The organism is Rhodococcus sp. NPDC059968 (assembly GCF_042738615.1).
GTDB lineage: Bacteria > Actinomycetota > Actinomycetes > Mycobacteriales > Mycobacteriaceae > Rhodococcus_F.
The window spans coordinates 33912-49549 of sequence record NZ_JBHWUE010000071.1; the positions used below are offsets into that span (position 1 = coordinate 33912).

Annotated in this window: 14 protein-coding genes; 8 read left to right on the top strand and 6 right to left on the bottom strand. The window is 64.4% G+C overall.

The features are described 5' to 3' along the window. The first annotated feature begins 287 nt into the window (after positions 1-287). Positions 288-1544: a hypothetical protein gene (locus tag ACFWAY_RS38390; protein ID WP_378514234.1), complete on the top strand. Its 1257-nt coding sequence runs from the start codon at positions 288-290 to the stop codon at positions 1542-1544. 2 nt (positions 1545-1546) lie between these two features. Next, positions 1547-2542 carry a methyltransferase gene (locus ACFWAY_RS38395; protein WP_378514235.1) on the top strand — a complete coding sequence of 332 codons (996 nt, stop codon included), beginning with the start codon at positions 1547-1549 and terminating at the stop codon, positions 2540-2542. Positions 2543-2720: 178 nt separating this feature from the next. Here ACFWAY_RS38395 and ACFWAY_RS38400 read toward each other — a convergent pair whose 3' ends face one another. Together ACFWAY_RS38400 and ACFWAY_RS38405 are read right to left on the bottom strand one after the other, a co-directional pair. Continuing rightward, the gene (locus tag ACFWAY_RS38400) at positions 2721-2861 is read right to left on the bottom strand and encodes a hypothetical protein (protein ID WP_378514236.1); all 141 of its coding nucleotides are present in this window, start codon (positions 2859-2861) and stop codon (positions 2721-2723) included. Continuing rightward, entirely contained in the window at positions 2858-3850 is a 993-nt protein-coding gene (locus tag ACFWAY_RS38405; protein WP_378458391.1) for a potassium channel family protein, read from the bottom strand. The genes ACFWAY_RS38400 and ACFWAY_RS38405 overlap by 4 nt, the downstream gene beginning before the upstream one ends. 1336 nt (positions 3851-5186) lie before the next feature. Between ACFWAY_RS38405 and ACFWAY_RS38410 the strand changes: the two genes are divergently transcribed. Further along, on the top strand, positions 5187-5561 hold the full coding sequence (locus ACFWAY_RS38410) for a CD225/dispanin family protein (RefSeq protein ID WP_378458392.1): 375 nt from the start codon (positions 5187-5189) through the stop codon (positions 5559-5561). Positions 5562-5621: 60 nt separating this feature from the next. Here the strand turns inward: ACFWAY_RS38410 and ACFWAY_RS38415 are convergent, their stop codons facing one another. The 3 genes from ACFWAY_RS38415 to ACFWAY_RS38425 all read right to left on the bottom strand — a co-directional run bounded on the left by ACFWAY_RS38415 (position 5622) and on the right by ACFWAY_RS38425 (position 8387). Continuing rightward, positions 5622-6035, bottom strand: a complete 414-nt coding sequence (locus ACFWAY_RS38415; protein ID WP_378458393.1) for a sigma factor-like helix-turn-helix DNA-binding protein — start codon at positions 6033-6035, stop codon at positions 5622-5624. A 161-nt stretch (positions 6036-6196) separates the two neighbouring features. Further along, on the bottom strand, positions 6197-6499 hold the full coding sequence (locus ACFWAY_RS38420) for a hypothetical protein (protein WP_378458394.1): 303 nt from the start codon (positions 6497-6499) through the stop codon (positions 6197-6199). Positions 6500-7205: 706 nt separating this feature from the next. Beyond that, positions 7206-8387 (bottom strand): PucR family transcriptional regulator, encoded by a 1182-nt coding sequence (locus ACFWAY_RS38425; RefSeq protein WP_378514237.1) that lies wholly within the window; start codon positions 8385-8387, stop codon positions 7206-7208. A 145-nt stretch (positions 8388-8532) separates the two neighbouring features. Between ACFWAY_RS38425 and ACFWAY_RS38430 the strand changes: the two genes are divergently transcribed. Genes ACFWAY_RS38430 through ACFWAY_RS38450 form a run of 5 tightly spaced genes read left to right on the top strand, consistent with a single transcriptional unit; the run spans position 8533 to position 14221 of the window. Next, positions 8533-10044 carry a long-chain fatty acid--CoA ligase gene (locus tag ACFWAY_RS38430; protein WP_378514238.1) on the top strand — a complete coding sequence of 504 codons (1512 nt, stop codon included), beginning with the start codon at positions 8533-8535 and terminating at the stop codon, positions 10042-10044. A 2-nt stretch (positions 10045-10046) separates the two neighbouring features. After that, complete coding sequence (locus ACFWAY_RS38435) at positions 10047-11738, top strand: PHA/PHB synthase family protein (protein WP_378514239.1); 1692 nt, start codon at positions 10047-10049, stop codon at positions 11736-11738. 19 nt (positions 11739-11757) lie between these two features. Next, complete coding sequence (locus tag ACFWAY_RS38440; RefSeq protein ID WP_378514240.1) at positions 11758-12210, top strand: MaoC family dehydratase; 453 nt, start codon at positions 11758-11760, stop codon at positions 12208-12210. Beyond that, a complete protein-coding gene (gene phaZ / locus ACFWAY_RS38445; RefSeq protein ID WP_378457573.1) occupies positions 12207-13040 on the top strand; it encodes a poly(3-hydroxyalkanoate) depolymerase in 834 nt (277 codons plus the stop codon). The genes ACFWAY_RS38440 and phaZ overlap by 4 nt, the downstream gene beginning before the upstream one ends. Continuing rightward, positions 13037-14221: an acyl-CoA dehydrogenase family protein gene (locus tag ACFWAY_RS38450; RefSeq protein WP_378514241.1), complete on the top strand. Its 1185-nt coding sequence runs from the start codon at positions 13037-13039 to the stop codon at positions 14219-14221. The genes phaZ and ACFWAY_RS38450 overlap by 4 nt, the downstream gene beginning before the upstream one ends. Positions 14222-14985: 764 nt before the next feature. Here the strand turns inward: ACFWAY_RS38450 and ACFWAY_RS38455 are convergent. After that, positions 14986-15243 (bottom strand): hypothetical protein, encoded by a 258-nt coding sequence (locus tag ACFWAY_RS38455; RefSeq protein WP_378457575.1) that lies wholly within the window; start codon positions 15241-15243, stop codon positions 14986-14988. Positions 15244-15638: the final 395 nt, after the last annotated feature.

Here is a 15638-nt window from a genome sequence, read left to right on the forward strand (position 1 = left end):
CCGGCGATCGGCTATTCACAAGCGCTTTGGCGGCGTATGACCCCGTCCGGGCAACACACGGAAGTTGCACTCATCGATGGTCAATGGTCCTCGCTATCGAAGCCTGGAATCTGTGTCGCACCCAATCGTGGGCGGGTGCCTGCCCGCTGAATACGCACCCCAGGGGTGGAAACTTCACCCCCCGCGGAAAGGGTGTCGAGAAATCTCCCTAGGGTGTCTATCCGTATTCGCCGCGCGCCGTCGAAGATAGCTGAACACCGCAGTATGGATGAAAGGCGAGTTTCGCGTTGATTTCCGAAACGATGCTCGAAGCCGAGGAGAAATTCGTTCGTTCCGGCGTGATCGGCGTCGGGGGCACGTGTCTTCAGGCTGCTGACGTGACGAGCGATGAATTATCTGGCCGCAATATTGAGAATGCGCTTCGGCAATGGGAAGCGGGGCACTCGGTGTTTCCCCTTGCGGCTGTCGCGGCCCATTATCAAACAGTCGGGCGTCACGGGGTCCGGCCTCACCTGGTCGCCATGCTGCGAAACTTCCATAGCAACAACCGCGCGAATCATGTTCTCGGTGCCTGGCTACCGATGACGTTCGATGCGCAGAACGGCGACTATTTGTCATATGTCGGGCTCGACTATTTCGACCAGGTCGTCCGGTCCGACGACGCGCAGCGCGTGGACGCATTCGTGGCTGCCGCGGCCATGGACCTCGCATTGCTGGAGGCACGAGCCCTCGGGAGGTCGGCACATGCACCCCAGGTGGTCCGGACGCGCGCAGCGACACGAGTCGTGACACAACTCGCGAGGCTCGCACCCGATTTCTCGCTCGATCCTTCCGTGGCTGCGGCTGGCCTTGTGGCGCTGGCTCAGCCAGGCGCCAACTACAGTTCGTTTGCTTCAGTCGCCGCGCCGGCGCTGAACGGTGTCCCCGAAGATATCGGAATTGCAGTTCGGCTGACGTTGTTGCCGACGACTCGCCTGCACGACGAGCAGATGTTCATCCGCTGCATCCAGATCTTCGAAGGTCTGTATCGGCAGGTTGCGACAGCGATTTCGATGGCGATCCTGGACCTGCACCACGGTCAGGCCGCAGCGGCAAAGGATCGCCTCGACAGGGCATCGATCCGCCTCGAAGCGGTGCCTGCGCTCTTTCGGGTTCTAACGACGATGCCGGTTGACGCCTTCTCGATAATTCGCGGCTTCACCGATGGGCGGAGCGCGGTGCAGTCCCGCGCGTTTCGTGAGGTCGAGTTCGCCTGCGCTCCACCCGATCCTCGTGACTTCGAGCACATTGCGAAAATCGATATCGGGGAGGCTACGTTGCAGGACGTCTATCTCGCGATGCGGAAAACGCATCCGGATGCAAGCGTTCTCGAGGAGTCGATGCGGCGCCTGGACCGTGCGTGGGGTGCGATGAAGCGAGGCCACTGGGGCATCACCCTGAAAGTCATCGGAACGGTACCTGGCACCGGCGGGACGGCAGGCGCGTCGTATTTGCAGAATGCTGCCAGGATCTCACTCTTCCCGCGGCTGTCCGAGGTGGCGTGAACATGAGCGACATCAACCACCGAGTGAGAAAACAAATCATGGGATACATTGTTTCCCAATCTATTGCAGCCGTCTGCGAACTGGGGGTGCCCGACCGATTGGCGGACGGCGCGTGCTTGCTTGGTGATCTCGCGGCGAGCGTGGGCGCCGACGCCGACGCACTTGGTCGATTCTTGCGGGTACTCGTCGCGGAAGGCTTGCTTGCGGAAGACGGTGGAGGACGATTTGCGTTGACGGAGGCCGGTGAGCTTTTGCGGGCAGACACTCCGGGTTCGCTTCGTCACTTGGTCGGCTTGATGTCACACGAGGCCTACCTCGTGTGGGGGCACGCAGCCCATTCGATCCGAACGGGGAAGGAATCGTTTTCAGCGGCATTTGGCAAGCCGTACTTCGAATGGTTGTCCGAGAATCCGTCGGCAGCCGATGAGTTCGCACGGGGCCAAGCAGGGCTGGTCGAGCTGCGTTTGTTGCCTTTGCTCAACCACGACTGGTCTGACGCGGGAACCGTCGTCGACGTCGGAGGCGGGACCGGCGCGCTGATCACCCGGTTGCTTGATCGGCACGCGCATCTACGCGGAATTCTGCTCGATCTGCCTCATGTGGTCGCGGAAGCGGCGTCGAAGTTTTGTTCGGCTGGCATCGGTGAACGAACGACAGTTGTGGGTGGAAGTTTCTTTGACGACATCCCAGAAAATGGTGATGTTTACGTGCTGTCTCAGATTCTGCACGACTGGGATGACGTGTCCGCTGGCAAGATCCTCAGCAGTTGTCGGCGAGCGATCCCGAAAAGCGGACGATTGATGATTGTCGAGCAGGTCTTGCCGGAAACAGCGACAACCCACCCCATGGCTCTGCTGGATCTCCACATGCTGGTTCTCCTGGGAGGTCGCGAGCGCACGTTCACCGAATGGCGCCGACTGTTGACTGACCACGGATTCATGCTGGATTCGATCACACAAGGTCCCCGATCATCCGTCATCGAAGCGGTTCCGGTGTGAGCCCGCCAGCTCGACAACTGTCAAGGTCCGGTAACCGCTTGACGAACGAGTTCCGGTAGCTGGTCTACGGTCGCGGCCCTATCCTGTCGACCGAGCCGCGTGGACACCCCGCACGCCCGCCGGATGCGCGAGACGTTCGGATGCGATCTGAGAGAACAGCGTTGTTGCCGGTTCCTATTCAGGCAGCGACGGTGCTCCCGGTGGACTCGTACCAGACGACCGACGGCATGAGCTCGCGGTGCGCGATCTGGTAGCTGGCCAGCTTGTCGGTGATCAGTAATCTATCTATGAAACTGTGACGACTGGCGTCTGGCATCATTGGTTGACATGGTGGCGTACCGCATCGAGTTCTGCTGGGGTGCCGAGGACGATGAGGATCGTTCCGGACCCGAGTTGGAGTATGAGTGCCGGGTTGGCGACGAACTGTCCAGATGTGGTGCGTATTGCGAGAAGTAGTGCCCCAGTGGTCTCCTGAAGCGCGATCTGTGCCAGCGTGGACCCCACCCATGGTGAGGTGGTTGCGACCGTGATCTCCTCCATCCGGTAGTCCAGGCTTTCGTCGTGCATCACGACGTCGAAGAACTCGGCCACATGAGGTTGCAGCGCAAAGGATCCCATCCTGCGGCCGCCGATCAGCTGCGGGTTGACGACCCGGTTCGCGCCGGCGCGCATAAGTTTGGACATCGACCCCTCGTTACGGGCGCGGGCGATGATGGTGAGATCCGGGCGCAGGGCCCGGGACGACAGGGTGACGTAGACGTTGTCGGCATCGGTGTCGAGTGCGGAGATCAACGCGTGCGCGTGTGCGATGCCGGCGGCTTCGAGGATTCGGTCGTCGGTGACGTCTCCGATCACGGTGGGGTAATCGATATTGTGTAGTCGCTCGGGGTCGCGGTCGATGACGACGATTTCCCGGCCGAGCGAGTCGAGATACTGTGCACTCGCAGTGCCTACGCGGCCCCATCCGCAGATGATGATGTGGCCGGACATCCGGCTGATGCGTCGATCCATTCGTCGTCTTTCCATGTGGTGGCGCAGGTGGCCTTCGATGAGCGCTTCGAGGAGTACACCGAACATGTAGAGCGCGGTGCCGACCCCCGCCAGGATCAGGATGATGGTGAACAACTGTCCGACGCCGGTAAGCGGGTGCACTTCGCGGAATCCGACGGTCGTGATCGTGGTGACGGTCTGATAGAGCGCGTCCAGGAGCCCGAAGCCGAGGTCAACGTAGCCGACCGTGCCGATGACAACCACCAGCACGAACGCGAGGAGCGCTCGGCCGATCCGTCGCAGGGGGCTCACCGTCATGATTGTTCCCCCGTATCGGTCGACGCCGGGGCGTTTCAGGCCTCGAAAGCACTTGGTCCCTCCGTCCGTGGCGGCAAAGACAAGAACCTGGAGGGGGAGCCGGCGGGGCCGGATCCATGGCGGTCGCGCTCGGCGCATGACTCAGCGGTTCGTCCGCGGGGACCATCGGCGGAGGAGAAGGCCTGAATCCGTGGGCCTCGATGACGCCGATACGTGGCGGTTGGACCGCGTGAGTCCGCGGCGATGTGGGTACTGCCTCTCCTACTCCTTGGAGGTAGTGATGAAGATCGAGAAGACGGTTGTCGTGGTCGCAGTTGCCACGGCGTGAGTGGGACTCGGTGGTCCAGGGATCTCCGCTGCCGCGGCGATGCCCGTTCAGACCGTTCCAATCAGCCGCTTCAGCCGACCCCGCCGCCGAAGCTCCCAGCGCCATGGAAGGACGCACCCAACTGGGATTTCGATGCACCGGACAACCCACTGGACGACTGGTGCACGACATGGCAGAACCGGACTCGGCCGAGCGTGCACGACGGTGGGGTGGCCTCGTCTTCGAAGACTGAGAATCCCCGAACCCGTTGGCGGCCAGTATCGTTCGTGTCGAGGTCGCGGCAAGGGGACATCTGGCCGGGGCGAAATGACACGCTCTGGTCACCAGGCGGTACGACTGGGGATGCCGATCGACCTGATACCCGGGTCGGGTGGGGTGTGCGAATGTGTGGGGTCGGGAATCGGGGCCGTCGGTCTTGTTTTCGGCGACAGCGTCGGGAAGCAGCGGGTCACCACTGTGCGGCCGGCATGATCGATGGGGAGTCAGTGAGAGTGTCCAGATCTGGTCGCGGACTGCTGAAATTCCGCTGAGAATCCCCACCGCCGTCTTCCACATCGTGTCGGGCACGCCTAGCGTTCGATGTGCCACCGATCGCCGCAACCGAGAGAAGGTGGCACACCGGCCTCACCGCAGGCGAGGGGTGGGGCCGGTGACGGCGGGATTCCCCGGTCTGCCACGCAGCGGCGAATGACTTGGATTCGGAGCATTGGCGTATCGGTGCCCCGGATCGGTTGGGTTCACTCGAAAGAAGTCGGCGGCGGTGATCGCCGCACCGCCCGGGGTCATCGCGCTCGCGGGCATGGACCGGAGGAGCACGTCCCTCTATCGGTCCTACCTCCTGGTCGCCTCGGTGCGCATCGGCATACCGGGTTCGTCTTCCCTTCCGTCCTCGTGACCCCGATGTGGTGATCCGAAGGTCAGCGCCGCTATTGCCAGCTGGATCTCAGGCGCTCCTCAGCTTCGACTCCTACCGTGAAAAGTGAACCCCTTGATCCCAGGAGCGTTGCGATGTCGTCCTCCGCCACCGATCCGATTCCCTCGGACCCGACCCCACCCACCACCGCCACCCGCACCTCGGATGCGCAAGCCAGGTCTCAGCCACGGCCGGTCGTCAACGCCGGATGGGCAGTGGCGACCTTGCTGTTCTTCTGGCCGCTGGCCTTCTCCGCATTCACCCACGCGTTCAACGTGTATCCGCTGTGGGCGAGCGGTGACGTCGAGGCTGCGCAGGACGCGTCGGACCGGGTCCGCAGACTCGGGCAACTCTCGCTGTGGATCTTCGGCGGTCTGCTGATCGTCTTCGCGATCCTCTACACGATCGTCACCGTCGCGGTCATCACCCATGGAGGCGGCCATCACGGCATGATGCACCACAGGATCTGACCGGAAACGGTGCTTCATCGTTCTCCCCGCCCTGCGTGCGGTTGCCTCTTGTGCCGGTCGTTACGGGGTTTCGGTCCCCGCACCGGCGAGGGCGCCGCGCAGGGTCTGCAGTGCCCGGTGCTGGTCGAGGAGCACTTCACCGGGCGTGCGTCCGAGCGCTGTTGCGGTGTCGTCGGTGTCGAGTCCGACGATCAACCGCAGGATCAGGACGTCACGCTCGGGTTGGGGCAATGCAGCGAGGCATGTGGACGGTGCAGTGCGGCGGTCCGAAACAGGGGATCGGGCGATCAGCTGAGTCGTCGCGGCGTACAGAACGTGTAGAAACGGGTCCGCGGGGGTGCTGTCCGCGAGTGTCTTCAGGATTGACGCGCACGCGGCGTCCGCGACCGTGTCCGCGACTCGGGGCGCAAGTTCGGCGCGGCAGCGGCGCACGACCATCGGCCGGATAGCGGCGTACAACCGGGCTCTTGCCACCTTGTCTCCGCTATCTACGGCTGCTGACGCAAGATTGTCGAGCGAGTGTTTTTGGAGTGAAGGCCTCATCGCGGCCTCATCTACCTCTCATGTCTGGCCGGCGTCGGGTCGTGGTCGCTGGGAGCGCGACCCGCGGTCCGGAACTCCGATGCTCCCCAGCGCTAGCTGGACCCGAATAGGCCCGAGAACGGATTGGTGGTCGGGGCCGGATTCTGATTGGTGATCGGCAGCCACGGGACGATGTCCTGCCAATCCTGGCTTTGGTCGCCGCGGCGGTCCCAGTCGTGGTGGTGGTCGCTGTCACCGCCCCGCGCGCTGCGATCTGCCTGCACGACCCGCACAGCGGTAGCTGCGGACGCCGGCGCCGCGAGCGCGGCCAGGGGAATTGCAGTGAGGGCGCCGACCACAGCGACCCTCGTCAGAAGCCGTCGATTGCGCGCCAGTGGTGTTGTCTGTCCGGTCATGGTCGATCCTTTCTCCGACAGCCTCGTGTGGGCTGATTGGCGGCGTTCCCAGTGGGGGGTATATGAACCAGTGCAGGCCCGCATCCTGGCTATTGGCTGGCACGAGCCTGGCAATCTCCTGGCAGGAATTTCAACGGCCAAAATATGTTGTGCTGCACTGCATTCAGTGAAGTCGTGACCCGAATGTGTGAGATCGATCGACGGTGAACCGGCGTCCAAACGGCTCGCTGCGGGTGGTCACGCGACCGGCACCGCTGGGTCGGTGGACCGGCAACCTGTAACCGACAGCGACGATGTGGGATCCGAATATCGCGGCACCCGGGTTGCGGCGGTGAGCACGGTGGCTCGAGGCGATCCGTCGATATGCCGTCATCTGGATTCTTGCCGCCACCGAGCGCACAGCGGACACCGTTGCTGTTCGAATGATGCCGTTCTGGCCGACCATCGCCGCCAGCGCTGTGGGAATGATGGTACTGCTGCGGTGTATGTGCGCGTCTAGGCGGAGTCGGCGACAGTGAGCTGCCTGGCGCAGCGGATCTTCGGGTCGACGTGTGACCGTCCCCGCAGTGTGCCCGAAAGTCCGATTTCCCGTACGCCGCCGCTCGTTCCCGCGGAGCGCGCCTGTTCCCTGCATCGACGTCCAATTGATCGCATAAGGGTGAGACGAGGTGCTGCTGCATGTGGCGGCAGCGTGGCGCTGGGTCGCTCAGGGCAGCAGGCGGTCGATCTCAAATGCCAGGCAGAGCTCGGCGACATCTTTTGGCCGCGACAGCGACTTGCCGGTCCACTCTTCGATGCGGTGGAGTCGATGCCGGACAGTGTTCGGATGGCAGTAGATCTTCGCAGCGGTCTCGTTCGCTGAACCGCCGGCATCGAGCCATGCTGCGAAGGTGTCCACCAGAATCTGGCGCTCCTCGGGTGGCAGGTGATCGATCGGTCCGAGCACGGACTTCCCGATCCGTTTCATGGCCTCGGGTGCACTGGCGGCGGCGAAAGCTAGCGGAGATCCGTCGAAGACCGTGATCAAGGAGTCGCCGGACGGTCTCTCGCCGATGGCTATCCGGGCGAGTCGGAGTGCTTCGCTGGTCTCGCTGAGGTCGTCGAACTGCGGGCTGATGCCGACGCGCGAGGAGGCAGCGGTGTCGAGGACATCGATCAGCTCGCGGAGGATGTCGGGGCGGCGGAGGAAGACGATTCCGACCTGTTGGTCGGGCAGCAGTCGCCACGCTGAGCGGATGTCGCGGACGTCGAGCTTGCTTGCGATTTCGGGTAGGCCGAGTTTGCCGATGGCGGGAACCTGGGCTGCTACGACGACATACGGGCCAGCCGTCGGCAATCGCAGGAGGTCGGCTGTCTCCCACAGGCTCTGTATGTTGGTGATGCGGCGGAACAACAACGCTTCCACCAGCGCCGAACGCTCCTCCTCGCGGCGGAGGACCTGAGTCGTTTGTTGGTGCCGGTAGGCGTCGGTCATTGCCTGAGTGAACATGTCCTGGGCGATGAGGATCTGCGAGGTGGCGTTCAGGATCGCGTCGAGCGGTACGTCGCGATTCCTCGCCTCGGTGACCGTATTCTCCCACATGAATCGGAAGCCGATCCGGAATGCCGCCATCACTGCCGGCAACGGGACCCCAGCCAGTGCCCGGGCTGTCCCGGTTGCTTCCGCTGCGGAGACGTCCATCTCGGTGTCTCCGGCCAGCGAATGAAAGACGAAGGTCAGGTTCGCGGTGCAGCTGCGCTGGATCTCGTCGTTGGTCACGAGGGTGTTCGACCGGTAGTGGTCGATGTCCCGACGGATGACCGAGGCGAGCGCAGCACCGAGCTGGTCGGCACGGGCCAGCATCGCGACGGCGAGTTCGACGATGAGCGGATCGGTCTGTCCCTCCATACGGACACGATAGGCCCGATGAACGCCGGTTGTGAGCGCACACACCGGCGGCCCATCGACGTTGTTCCCGCCACCATCGACTCAGGCTGCGCCGGGAGTCACCCTTGAATTACCGGCAAAACGCCAACAGTCACCGGAGGTTCTCTTGTCCAACCTGAGTCTGAATCTTGTTGCCTCAGCACGAAACTACCCCGATTCGGTGGCGCTTCGCTGCGATGATCTGGAATTTACCTTCACCGAGTTCGATGCGGCGGCCGCGCGAGTCGCCACCTTTCTCGACCGCGAAGGCATCGGGCCCGGCGAGCGGGTCGGGCTGATGCTGCCCAATACGCCGGCGTTCGCGCTGGCCTTCTACGGAATCCTGCGCAGTGGTGCCGTCGCGGTCCCCATGAACCCGCTGCTCAAATCCCGCGAGATCGAGTTCTATCTCTCCAACACGGGTGCGACGGCGCTCTTCGCGACACCGGCGTTCGCCGCGGAGGCCACCGCCGGCGCCGCGGGCGCCGGAGCGAAATGCTTGCTGGTAGACGATGCCGATCTGGTGAGACTGACGGCGGATCTGCCCGAACAAGCGAGTCCGGTCGACCGCGACGACGCAGATACCGCCGTCGTCCTGCACACGTCGGGGACGACCGGCAAGCCGAAGGGGGCCGAGCTCACCCACGGCGGCCTCAACCGCAACCAGCAAGTCGCCGCGCGCACCCTTATCGAACTGGGGCCCGACGACGTCGTGATGGGGTGCCTGCCGCTCTTTCACGTCTTCGGGCTGACCTGCGGGCTGAACACGTCGGTGTCGGCGGGCGCGACGCTCACACTGATCCCCAGATTCGATCCGCACAAAGCCATCGAGGTGATCGAACGCGACGCAGTCACCGTGTTCGAGGGCGTGCCGACGATGTACTCGGCGCTGCTCGGTGAGGCGACGAGATTTCCTTCGTCGGCGACCGAGACCCTCCGAGTCTGCGTATCCGGCGGCGCCTCCCTGCCGGTTCAGGTTCTCACCGATTTCGAGAAGATGTTCGGTGCCACGATTCTCGAGGGCTACGGGCTGTCCGAGACCTCCCCGGTAGCCTCCTTCAACCACCCGCACCGCGAGTGCAAACCCGGGTCGATCGGTACCCCGGTCGAGGGTGTCGAGATGCGAATCGTCGACCTGGTGGGCCAAGAGGTCCCGCAGGGCGAGCTCGGCGAGATCCAGATTCGGGGACACAACGTGATGAAGGGGTACTGGAACCTGCCGGACGCCACGGCGTCAGCCCTCTCGGCCGATGGCTGGTTCTCGACCGGTGACGTCGGCAAGGTCGACGAAGACGGCTATTTCTACATCGTCGACCGCAAGAAGGACCTGATCATCCGCGGTGGTTTCAATGTCTACCCCCGGGAGATCGAGGAGGTGCTCTACGAGCATCCGGTGGTGGTCGAGGCTGCGGTCATCGGTCTTCCGCACGACTCACTCGGCGAGGAGATCGGCGCTGCGGTCGTCCTCGAGGACGGTGCACGGGTCGATCCCAGCGAACTGCGCGACTTCGTCAAACAGCGAGTTGCCGCCTACAAGTACCCGCGCCGCGTGTGGATCGTCGACAGTCTCCCGAAGGGAGCGACAGGCAAGATTCTCCGCCGCGAGGTGGCCGTTCCGACAACCGAAAGCGCCAAGTAGTCATGACGAACCCGACCAACAGTCCGGACGCGCTCGCCGCGCCGTTGGACCTGCTGCTGACCAGCTCCACTCGAGGATTCGTCGGCCGAATGCTCCCGAATGGGGCATGGGCCCGCTTCGGGGTCAATCTCACCACACGGCAGCGCACCCTCGCGCACCGTGGCACCGCCCTGGCCCGCGAACTGGGCACGATCGCCGTCGGGACCTGCGAACGTGTCCCAGCGAAGGGTGACAAACGCTTCGTCGATCCGGCATGGCAGGGCAATCCCCTGCTCAAGCGAACGATGCAGGCGTACCTGGCGGGGGCGGACACGGCCGACAAGCTGTTCGACGATGCCCAGTTGGATTGGCGAGACGCGGAGAAGATGCGGTTCGTTCTCGACAACATCGTCGAGGGGCTGGCGCCGACCAACAACCCGTTGATCAGCCCGGTCGGCTGGAAAGCACTGATCGACACCGGCGGACTGAGCGCCGTGCGCGGACTGAAAGCCTTCGCCCGCGACATGCTGTCCCAGCCCAGGATTCCGGCGATGGTCGATCCCGACGCGTTCGCCGTCGGCGAGACCGTCGCCACCACCAAGGGGGCGGTGGTGTTGCAGACCCGGGCGTTCGAGCTGATTCACTACGCGCCGCAGACACCGAAGGTGCGCTCGACTCCGCTGCTGATGATCCCGCCGGTAATCAACAAGTACTACATCATGGACATCGCTCCCGGTCGCAGCATGATCGAGTACTTCCTGCAGCAGGGCCAGCAAGTCTACGCGATCTCGTGGCGCAATCCCCAAGCCCGGCATCGTGATTGGGATGTCAACACGTACGGCGCGGCGATCATCGAGGCGCTCGATGCGGTGCAGACGATCGCCGGGACCGACAGCGCGCACCTGCTGGCGACCTGCTCCGGCGGCATCCTCGCCGCCATGACCGCGGCCCATCTCGCCGAGATCGGCGAGGGAGATCGGATCGCCGGACTCACGCTCGCCGTCACGGTGCTCGACCAGAGCAGAGCCGGCTTCGCCTCGGCCGCAATGAGCGAGCGAGCAGCGCAGGCCGCCATCCGAGCGTCGAGGTCCAAGGGATACCTCGACGGACGGGCGATGGCCGAGGTGTTCGCGTGGCTGCGACCGACTGACCTGGTGTGGCGGTACTGGGTGAACAACTACGTGCAGGGCCGCCCGCCCGCAGCCTTCGACGTGCTGTTCTGGAATGCCGACACCACCCGGATGGCGGCCGCGCTGCACCGGGACCTGGTGCTGATAGGGCTACGCAACGCGCTGACCACCCCCGGGGCGGTGAGCATGCTGGGAACCCCGGTCGACCTGTCGAAGGTCACCGCGGACTCGTACGTCATCGGCGGCGTCGCCGATCACATCTCACCCTGGCAGGCCTGCTACCGCAGTGCCCGGCTGCTCGGCAGCAAGGACAACCGGTTCGTCCTCTCGTCGAGCGGCCACATCGCGGCACTGGTCAACCCGCCGGGCAACCCCAGGGCCTCGTTTCGGATCGGCCACGTCGATCAGGACACGGCCGAAGACTGGGTGCAGACGGCCGAGCAGACCACCGACTCGTGGTGGCCGGACTACAACAGCTGGCTGGCCGACCGCAGCGGCCCCGAAGTCGACGCACCGCAAACCCTGGGCGGCCCGGGCTATGCACCCGTCGCCCCGGCGCCCGGCACCTACGTGCACCAGAACTGACACCACCTGAGAGAAGACGATGACCACACATATCGGCAACCCGACGGACCTGCTCGACCTGCCCGGACAGACTCTCGGAACCACGGCGTGGTACGACGTCCGCCAGGACCAGGTGAACCGTTTCGCCGACGCGACCGGCGACCACCAATGGATCCACACCGACCCCGAGCGCGCGGCCCTGGGACCGTTCAAGGGGACTGTCGCGCACGGCTACCTGACGCTCTCGTTGGCGCCGCGAGTGCTCGCCGACGTCCTGACCATCGACAACGTGCAGGCCGCGCTGAACTACGGGCTGAACAAGGTGCGGTTCCCCGCGCCGGTGCCGGTCGGTGCCAAACTCCGGGCAACGGTGACCGTCACGTCGGCCCAGCACAAGCCCGCCGGCGTCGAGGTCGTGTACGGACTGACCTACGAGGTCGACGGCACCGAACGCCCGGCCTGCATCGCCGACGTCGTGGTGCTGTACCGATGAACGCGGCCATCGAGGCCGAGAGATACGTCGCGGCCGCCGGTCAGCGGATCCGGGTCAGCATCCGGCCCGGATCCGCCGACGCCCGACGTGTGCCGCTGGTCTTGTGCAACGGCATCGGGGCTAGCTACGAGGTGCTCGATCCGTTGGTGGCTCAGCTGGATCCGGAGATCACCGTGGTTCGGTTCGACGTTCCTGGCACCGGCGGATCGCCCGCGTCGCTTGCTCCCTACGGGTTTGCATACCTGGCGTGGGTGCTGGGGCGGGTGCTGACCAAACTCGGCCTCGGCGTCGTCGACGTGCTCGGGTTGTCCTGGGGCGGCGCGCTGGCACAGCAGTTCGCCGTCCAGAATCCGCGCCGGTGCCGGCGACTGGTCTTGGCCGCGACCGGCACCGGCGCACTGATGGTTCCGGGCATGCCGCGGGTGCTGGCCAAGATGCTGACACCGCGCCGGTTCCGCGACCCGGCCTACGCGGCCTCGATCGCCGGTGACCTGTACGGCGGTACGGTGCGCCGGCAGGGCGACGACGTCGCCGCGCTCTTCCTGCAGCAGCTGCACGCCGGATCGAAGATCGGGTACGTCCATCAACTGCTTGCCGGAGCGGTGTGGACGAGCCTGCCCCTGCTGCCCGCGATCAGGCAGCAGACCCTCCTTGTCGCGGGTACCGACGACCCGATCGTGCCAGTTGTCAACGCCCGAATCATGAATCAGCTGTTGCCGCACGCAACCATGCATCTGCACTCCGGCGGACACATCGACCTGGTCACCAATGCCACCGAACTCGCGCCGGTGATCACCACCTTCCTTCACGACCCAGGAGTAAGCCCATGAGCCCGAATCCGAACACCGACACATCGGATTTCTATGCATTCGAACAGATGCTCTCCGACTCCGAGCGCGCAATGCTGCACTCCGTGCATAATTTCATGACCACCGAGGTCGACCCGATCATCAACACACATTGGAATGCGGGAACCTTCCCGTTCGAGATCGTGCCCGGACTCCGGAAACTCGGCATCGCCGGTGTGCCTTACCAGGGCTACGGCTGTGCCGGGCGGAGCTACTTGCTCGACGGGATGATTGCGATGGAGCTGGCCCGCACGGATTCCTCGATCGCCACCTTCAACGGCGTGCACGGCGGCCTGGCCATGGGATCGATCTACCTGTGCGGTTCGGACGAACAACGCGAACGCTTCCTCCCCTCGATGGCACAGTACGAGACGATCGGATCCTTCGGGCTGACCGAACCCGAAGTCGGTTCCGGTGCGTCGGGCGGGCTCACCACGACTGCCGAACGCGATGGTGACACCTGGACCCTGAACGGGCAGAAGAAATGGATCGGCAACGCGACGTTCGGCGATCTCACGGTGATCTGGGCCAAGGACGTCGCCGACGGCCAGGTGAAGGGATTTGTCGTCGAGAATTCCTCGCCCGGATTCACGGCGGACAAGCAGGAGCACAAGATCGCCCTGCGGATCGTGCAGAACGCGCTCATCACACTCGACAACGTGCGGGTTCCGGAGTGCAACCGCCTGCAAGGCGCGAACACGTTCAAGGACACCGCCGAGGTGCTACGAGTGACACGCGCGGGCGTGGCCTGGATGGCGGTCGGATGCGCGCGCGGCGCGTACGAGAACGCGCTGAAATACGCCTGCGCCCGTGAACAGTTCGGCCGGCCGATCGGCGGCTTCCAGCTCGTGCAGGACTTGCTGGTGCGAATGCTCGGGAACATCACCTCGTCCTTGGCTATGTGTGCACGGCTGTCCCAGTTGCAGGACCAAGGGGAAGCCGAAGACCGGCACTCATCGCTCGCCAAGGCGTTCTGTACGGTCCGCATGCGTGAAACTGTCGGCTGGGCGCGGGAGCTGATGGGCGGCAATGGAATACTTCTGGAACACAACGTGGGCCGATTCGTCGCCGACGCGGAAGCGATCTATTCGTACGAGGGAACCAGGGAAATGAATACCCTGATCGTCGGACGGTCGTTAACCGGACGAAGCGCTTTCGTGTGACGACTCGCTTGCGCCGACTCAGCGCCGTCCTCGCGCCTGTGCCCAGCAAGAACCCGACCCGGACAGTCGCGTCCTCGGTGACGGTCGCCGTCACCGAGGGCGAACCTGTAGCCCCGCCGATGATCGGGCCACGAACCACGACCACGGGGATGAAACAAGCTCATCGGTTGCACGCCGGATGTGAACGGACGCCCGCCCAGAATATCTCAACTGTCCGGTTCGATATCGCGCACGTGAAGGCGATTGCGCACCGTACGGACCCACCGAGGTCCTCTGTGAAAACGGCAGCGGCGGGCCCAATCGAGACCTGGCGGGCACGCACTGACCGTCGAATCGATTGTCTGCAAAGTGAATTTGCGGTCGATCCCATGTGCTCGTGCGCGTTACCAGGCGACGGTGTGGCTTTGACCGGGGTGGTCGTTGGGGCGCAGGCTTGGCGTTGTGAACTCGGTGGATGAGGGAGATTTCGTGCCGTCGTTCGCCGAGCGCGATGCTGCGGCGCAGCTGGCCGCGCTGATCGGGTCATGACCCGCCGGCAGGCGCGGTCTCCGGGACCGGTTCGTTTGTTTGTCGGGGCGCCCCAGATCATCGGCCCTGCGGGGTTCCGCATCAGTCGCCGCACTGTTTCGATCGGGTACCACCATCGACGCCGCGGCGACGGCATCAGCGATCGGGTCTCAGCTGTGCTCGGCGACCTGTTGCTCTCGGCCCGGCAGCGGTGTCTGCCCCGGGTAGGTTCAGGACACCCGTTGAGTGCGCGTTTCTCAGCCGTGGCGTGGTGCGGTGTCGGTGAGCTGTTCGTAGTGGTCGTCGAATCCGTCGGTCACGATCGTTCGGTGACCGGATGCGGGGCGGGAGAGCGCCCTGAAGAACAGCACGAGCAGTGCCGCCACCGCGTGCAGAACCAGCATCACCATCGTGACCACGAACTTTCCGTTGAATCGCGCGTAATGGACCCCACCGGCGGCAACACCATCCCGGCCGGCGCCCGCAGGTTGACGGCTGAAAGCGTAGCTGATCAATGAACCGGCCGCCTCCTGGCTGCTACGACTGGGTCACTCGCTGCCCGATGTGGCCTCCCCGGACGGCGGCCCGCGGTGGCCGGCCGGCACTGACCAGATGGGGTGGTTCGCGTCGCCATCATGACCAGCGGTTTCACCCGAACCGCGTTTCGGTGAGGGACTTTCGGCAGGGACCGCCGCTGTGCTCGGCATCGTTGCGGTCGGTGCTTCCGCGGTCGCTGCGGTTACGGTCGGCGACCCACCCGACATTGGAAACTGGTTTTTGTCGGGTTGTCGCCGGTTCGTCGCCTTACACTGGGCCGATGACCGTTCCGTCAGCGCCGGTGGCTCCGTTCGGGCGCGTACTTACCGCGATGGCTACGGCGTTCACCGTGGACGGCGAGATCGATGAGGAT

Coding starts and splice junctions, on each gene's coding strand:
- ACFWAY_RS38395 (WP_378514235.1), top strand. CDS start 1,547: ATGAGCGACATCAACCACCGAGTGAGAAAACAAATCATGGGATACATT.
- ACFWAY_RS38400 (WP_378514236.1), bottom strand. CDS start 2,861: ATGATGCCAGACGCCAGTCGTCACAGTTTCATAGATAGATTACTGATC.
- ACFWAY_RS38405 (WP_378458391.1), bottom strand. CDS start 3,850: ATGACGGTGAGCCCCCTGCGACGGATCGGCCGAGCGCTCCTCGCGTTC.
- ACFWAY_RS38410 (WP_378458392.1), top strand. CDS start 5,187: ATGTCGTCCTCCGCCACCGATCCGATTCCCTCGGACCCGACCCCACCC.
- ACFWAY_RS38420 (WP_378458394.1), bottom strand. CDS start 6,499: ATGACCGGACAGACAACACCACTGGCGCGCAATCGACGGCTTCTGACG.
- ACFWAY_RS38425 (WP_378514237.1), bottom strand. CDS start 8,387: ATGGAGGGACAGACCGATCCGCTCATCGTCGAACTCGCCGTCGCGATG.
- ACFWAY_RS38435 (WP_378514239.1), top strand. CDS start 10,047: ATGACGAACCCGACCAACAGTCCGGACGCGCTCGCCGCGCCGTTGGAC.
- ACFWAY_RS38440 (WP_378514240.1), top strand. CDS start 11,758: ATGACCACACATATCGGCAACCCGACGGACCTGCTCGACCTGCCCGGA.
- phaZ (WP_378457573.1), top strand. CDS start 12,207: ATGAACGCGGCCATCGAGGCCGAGAGATACGTCGCGGCCGCCGGTCAG.
- ACFWAY_RS38450 (WP_378514241.1), top strand. CDS start 13,037: ATGAGCCCGAATCCGAACACCGACACATCGGATTTCTATGCATTCGAA.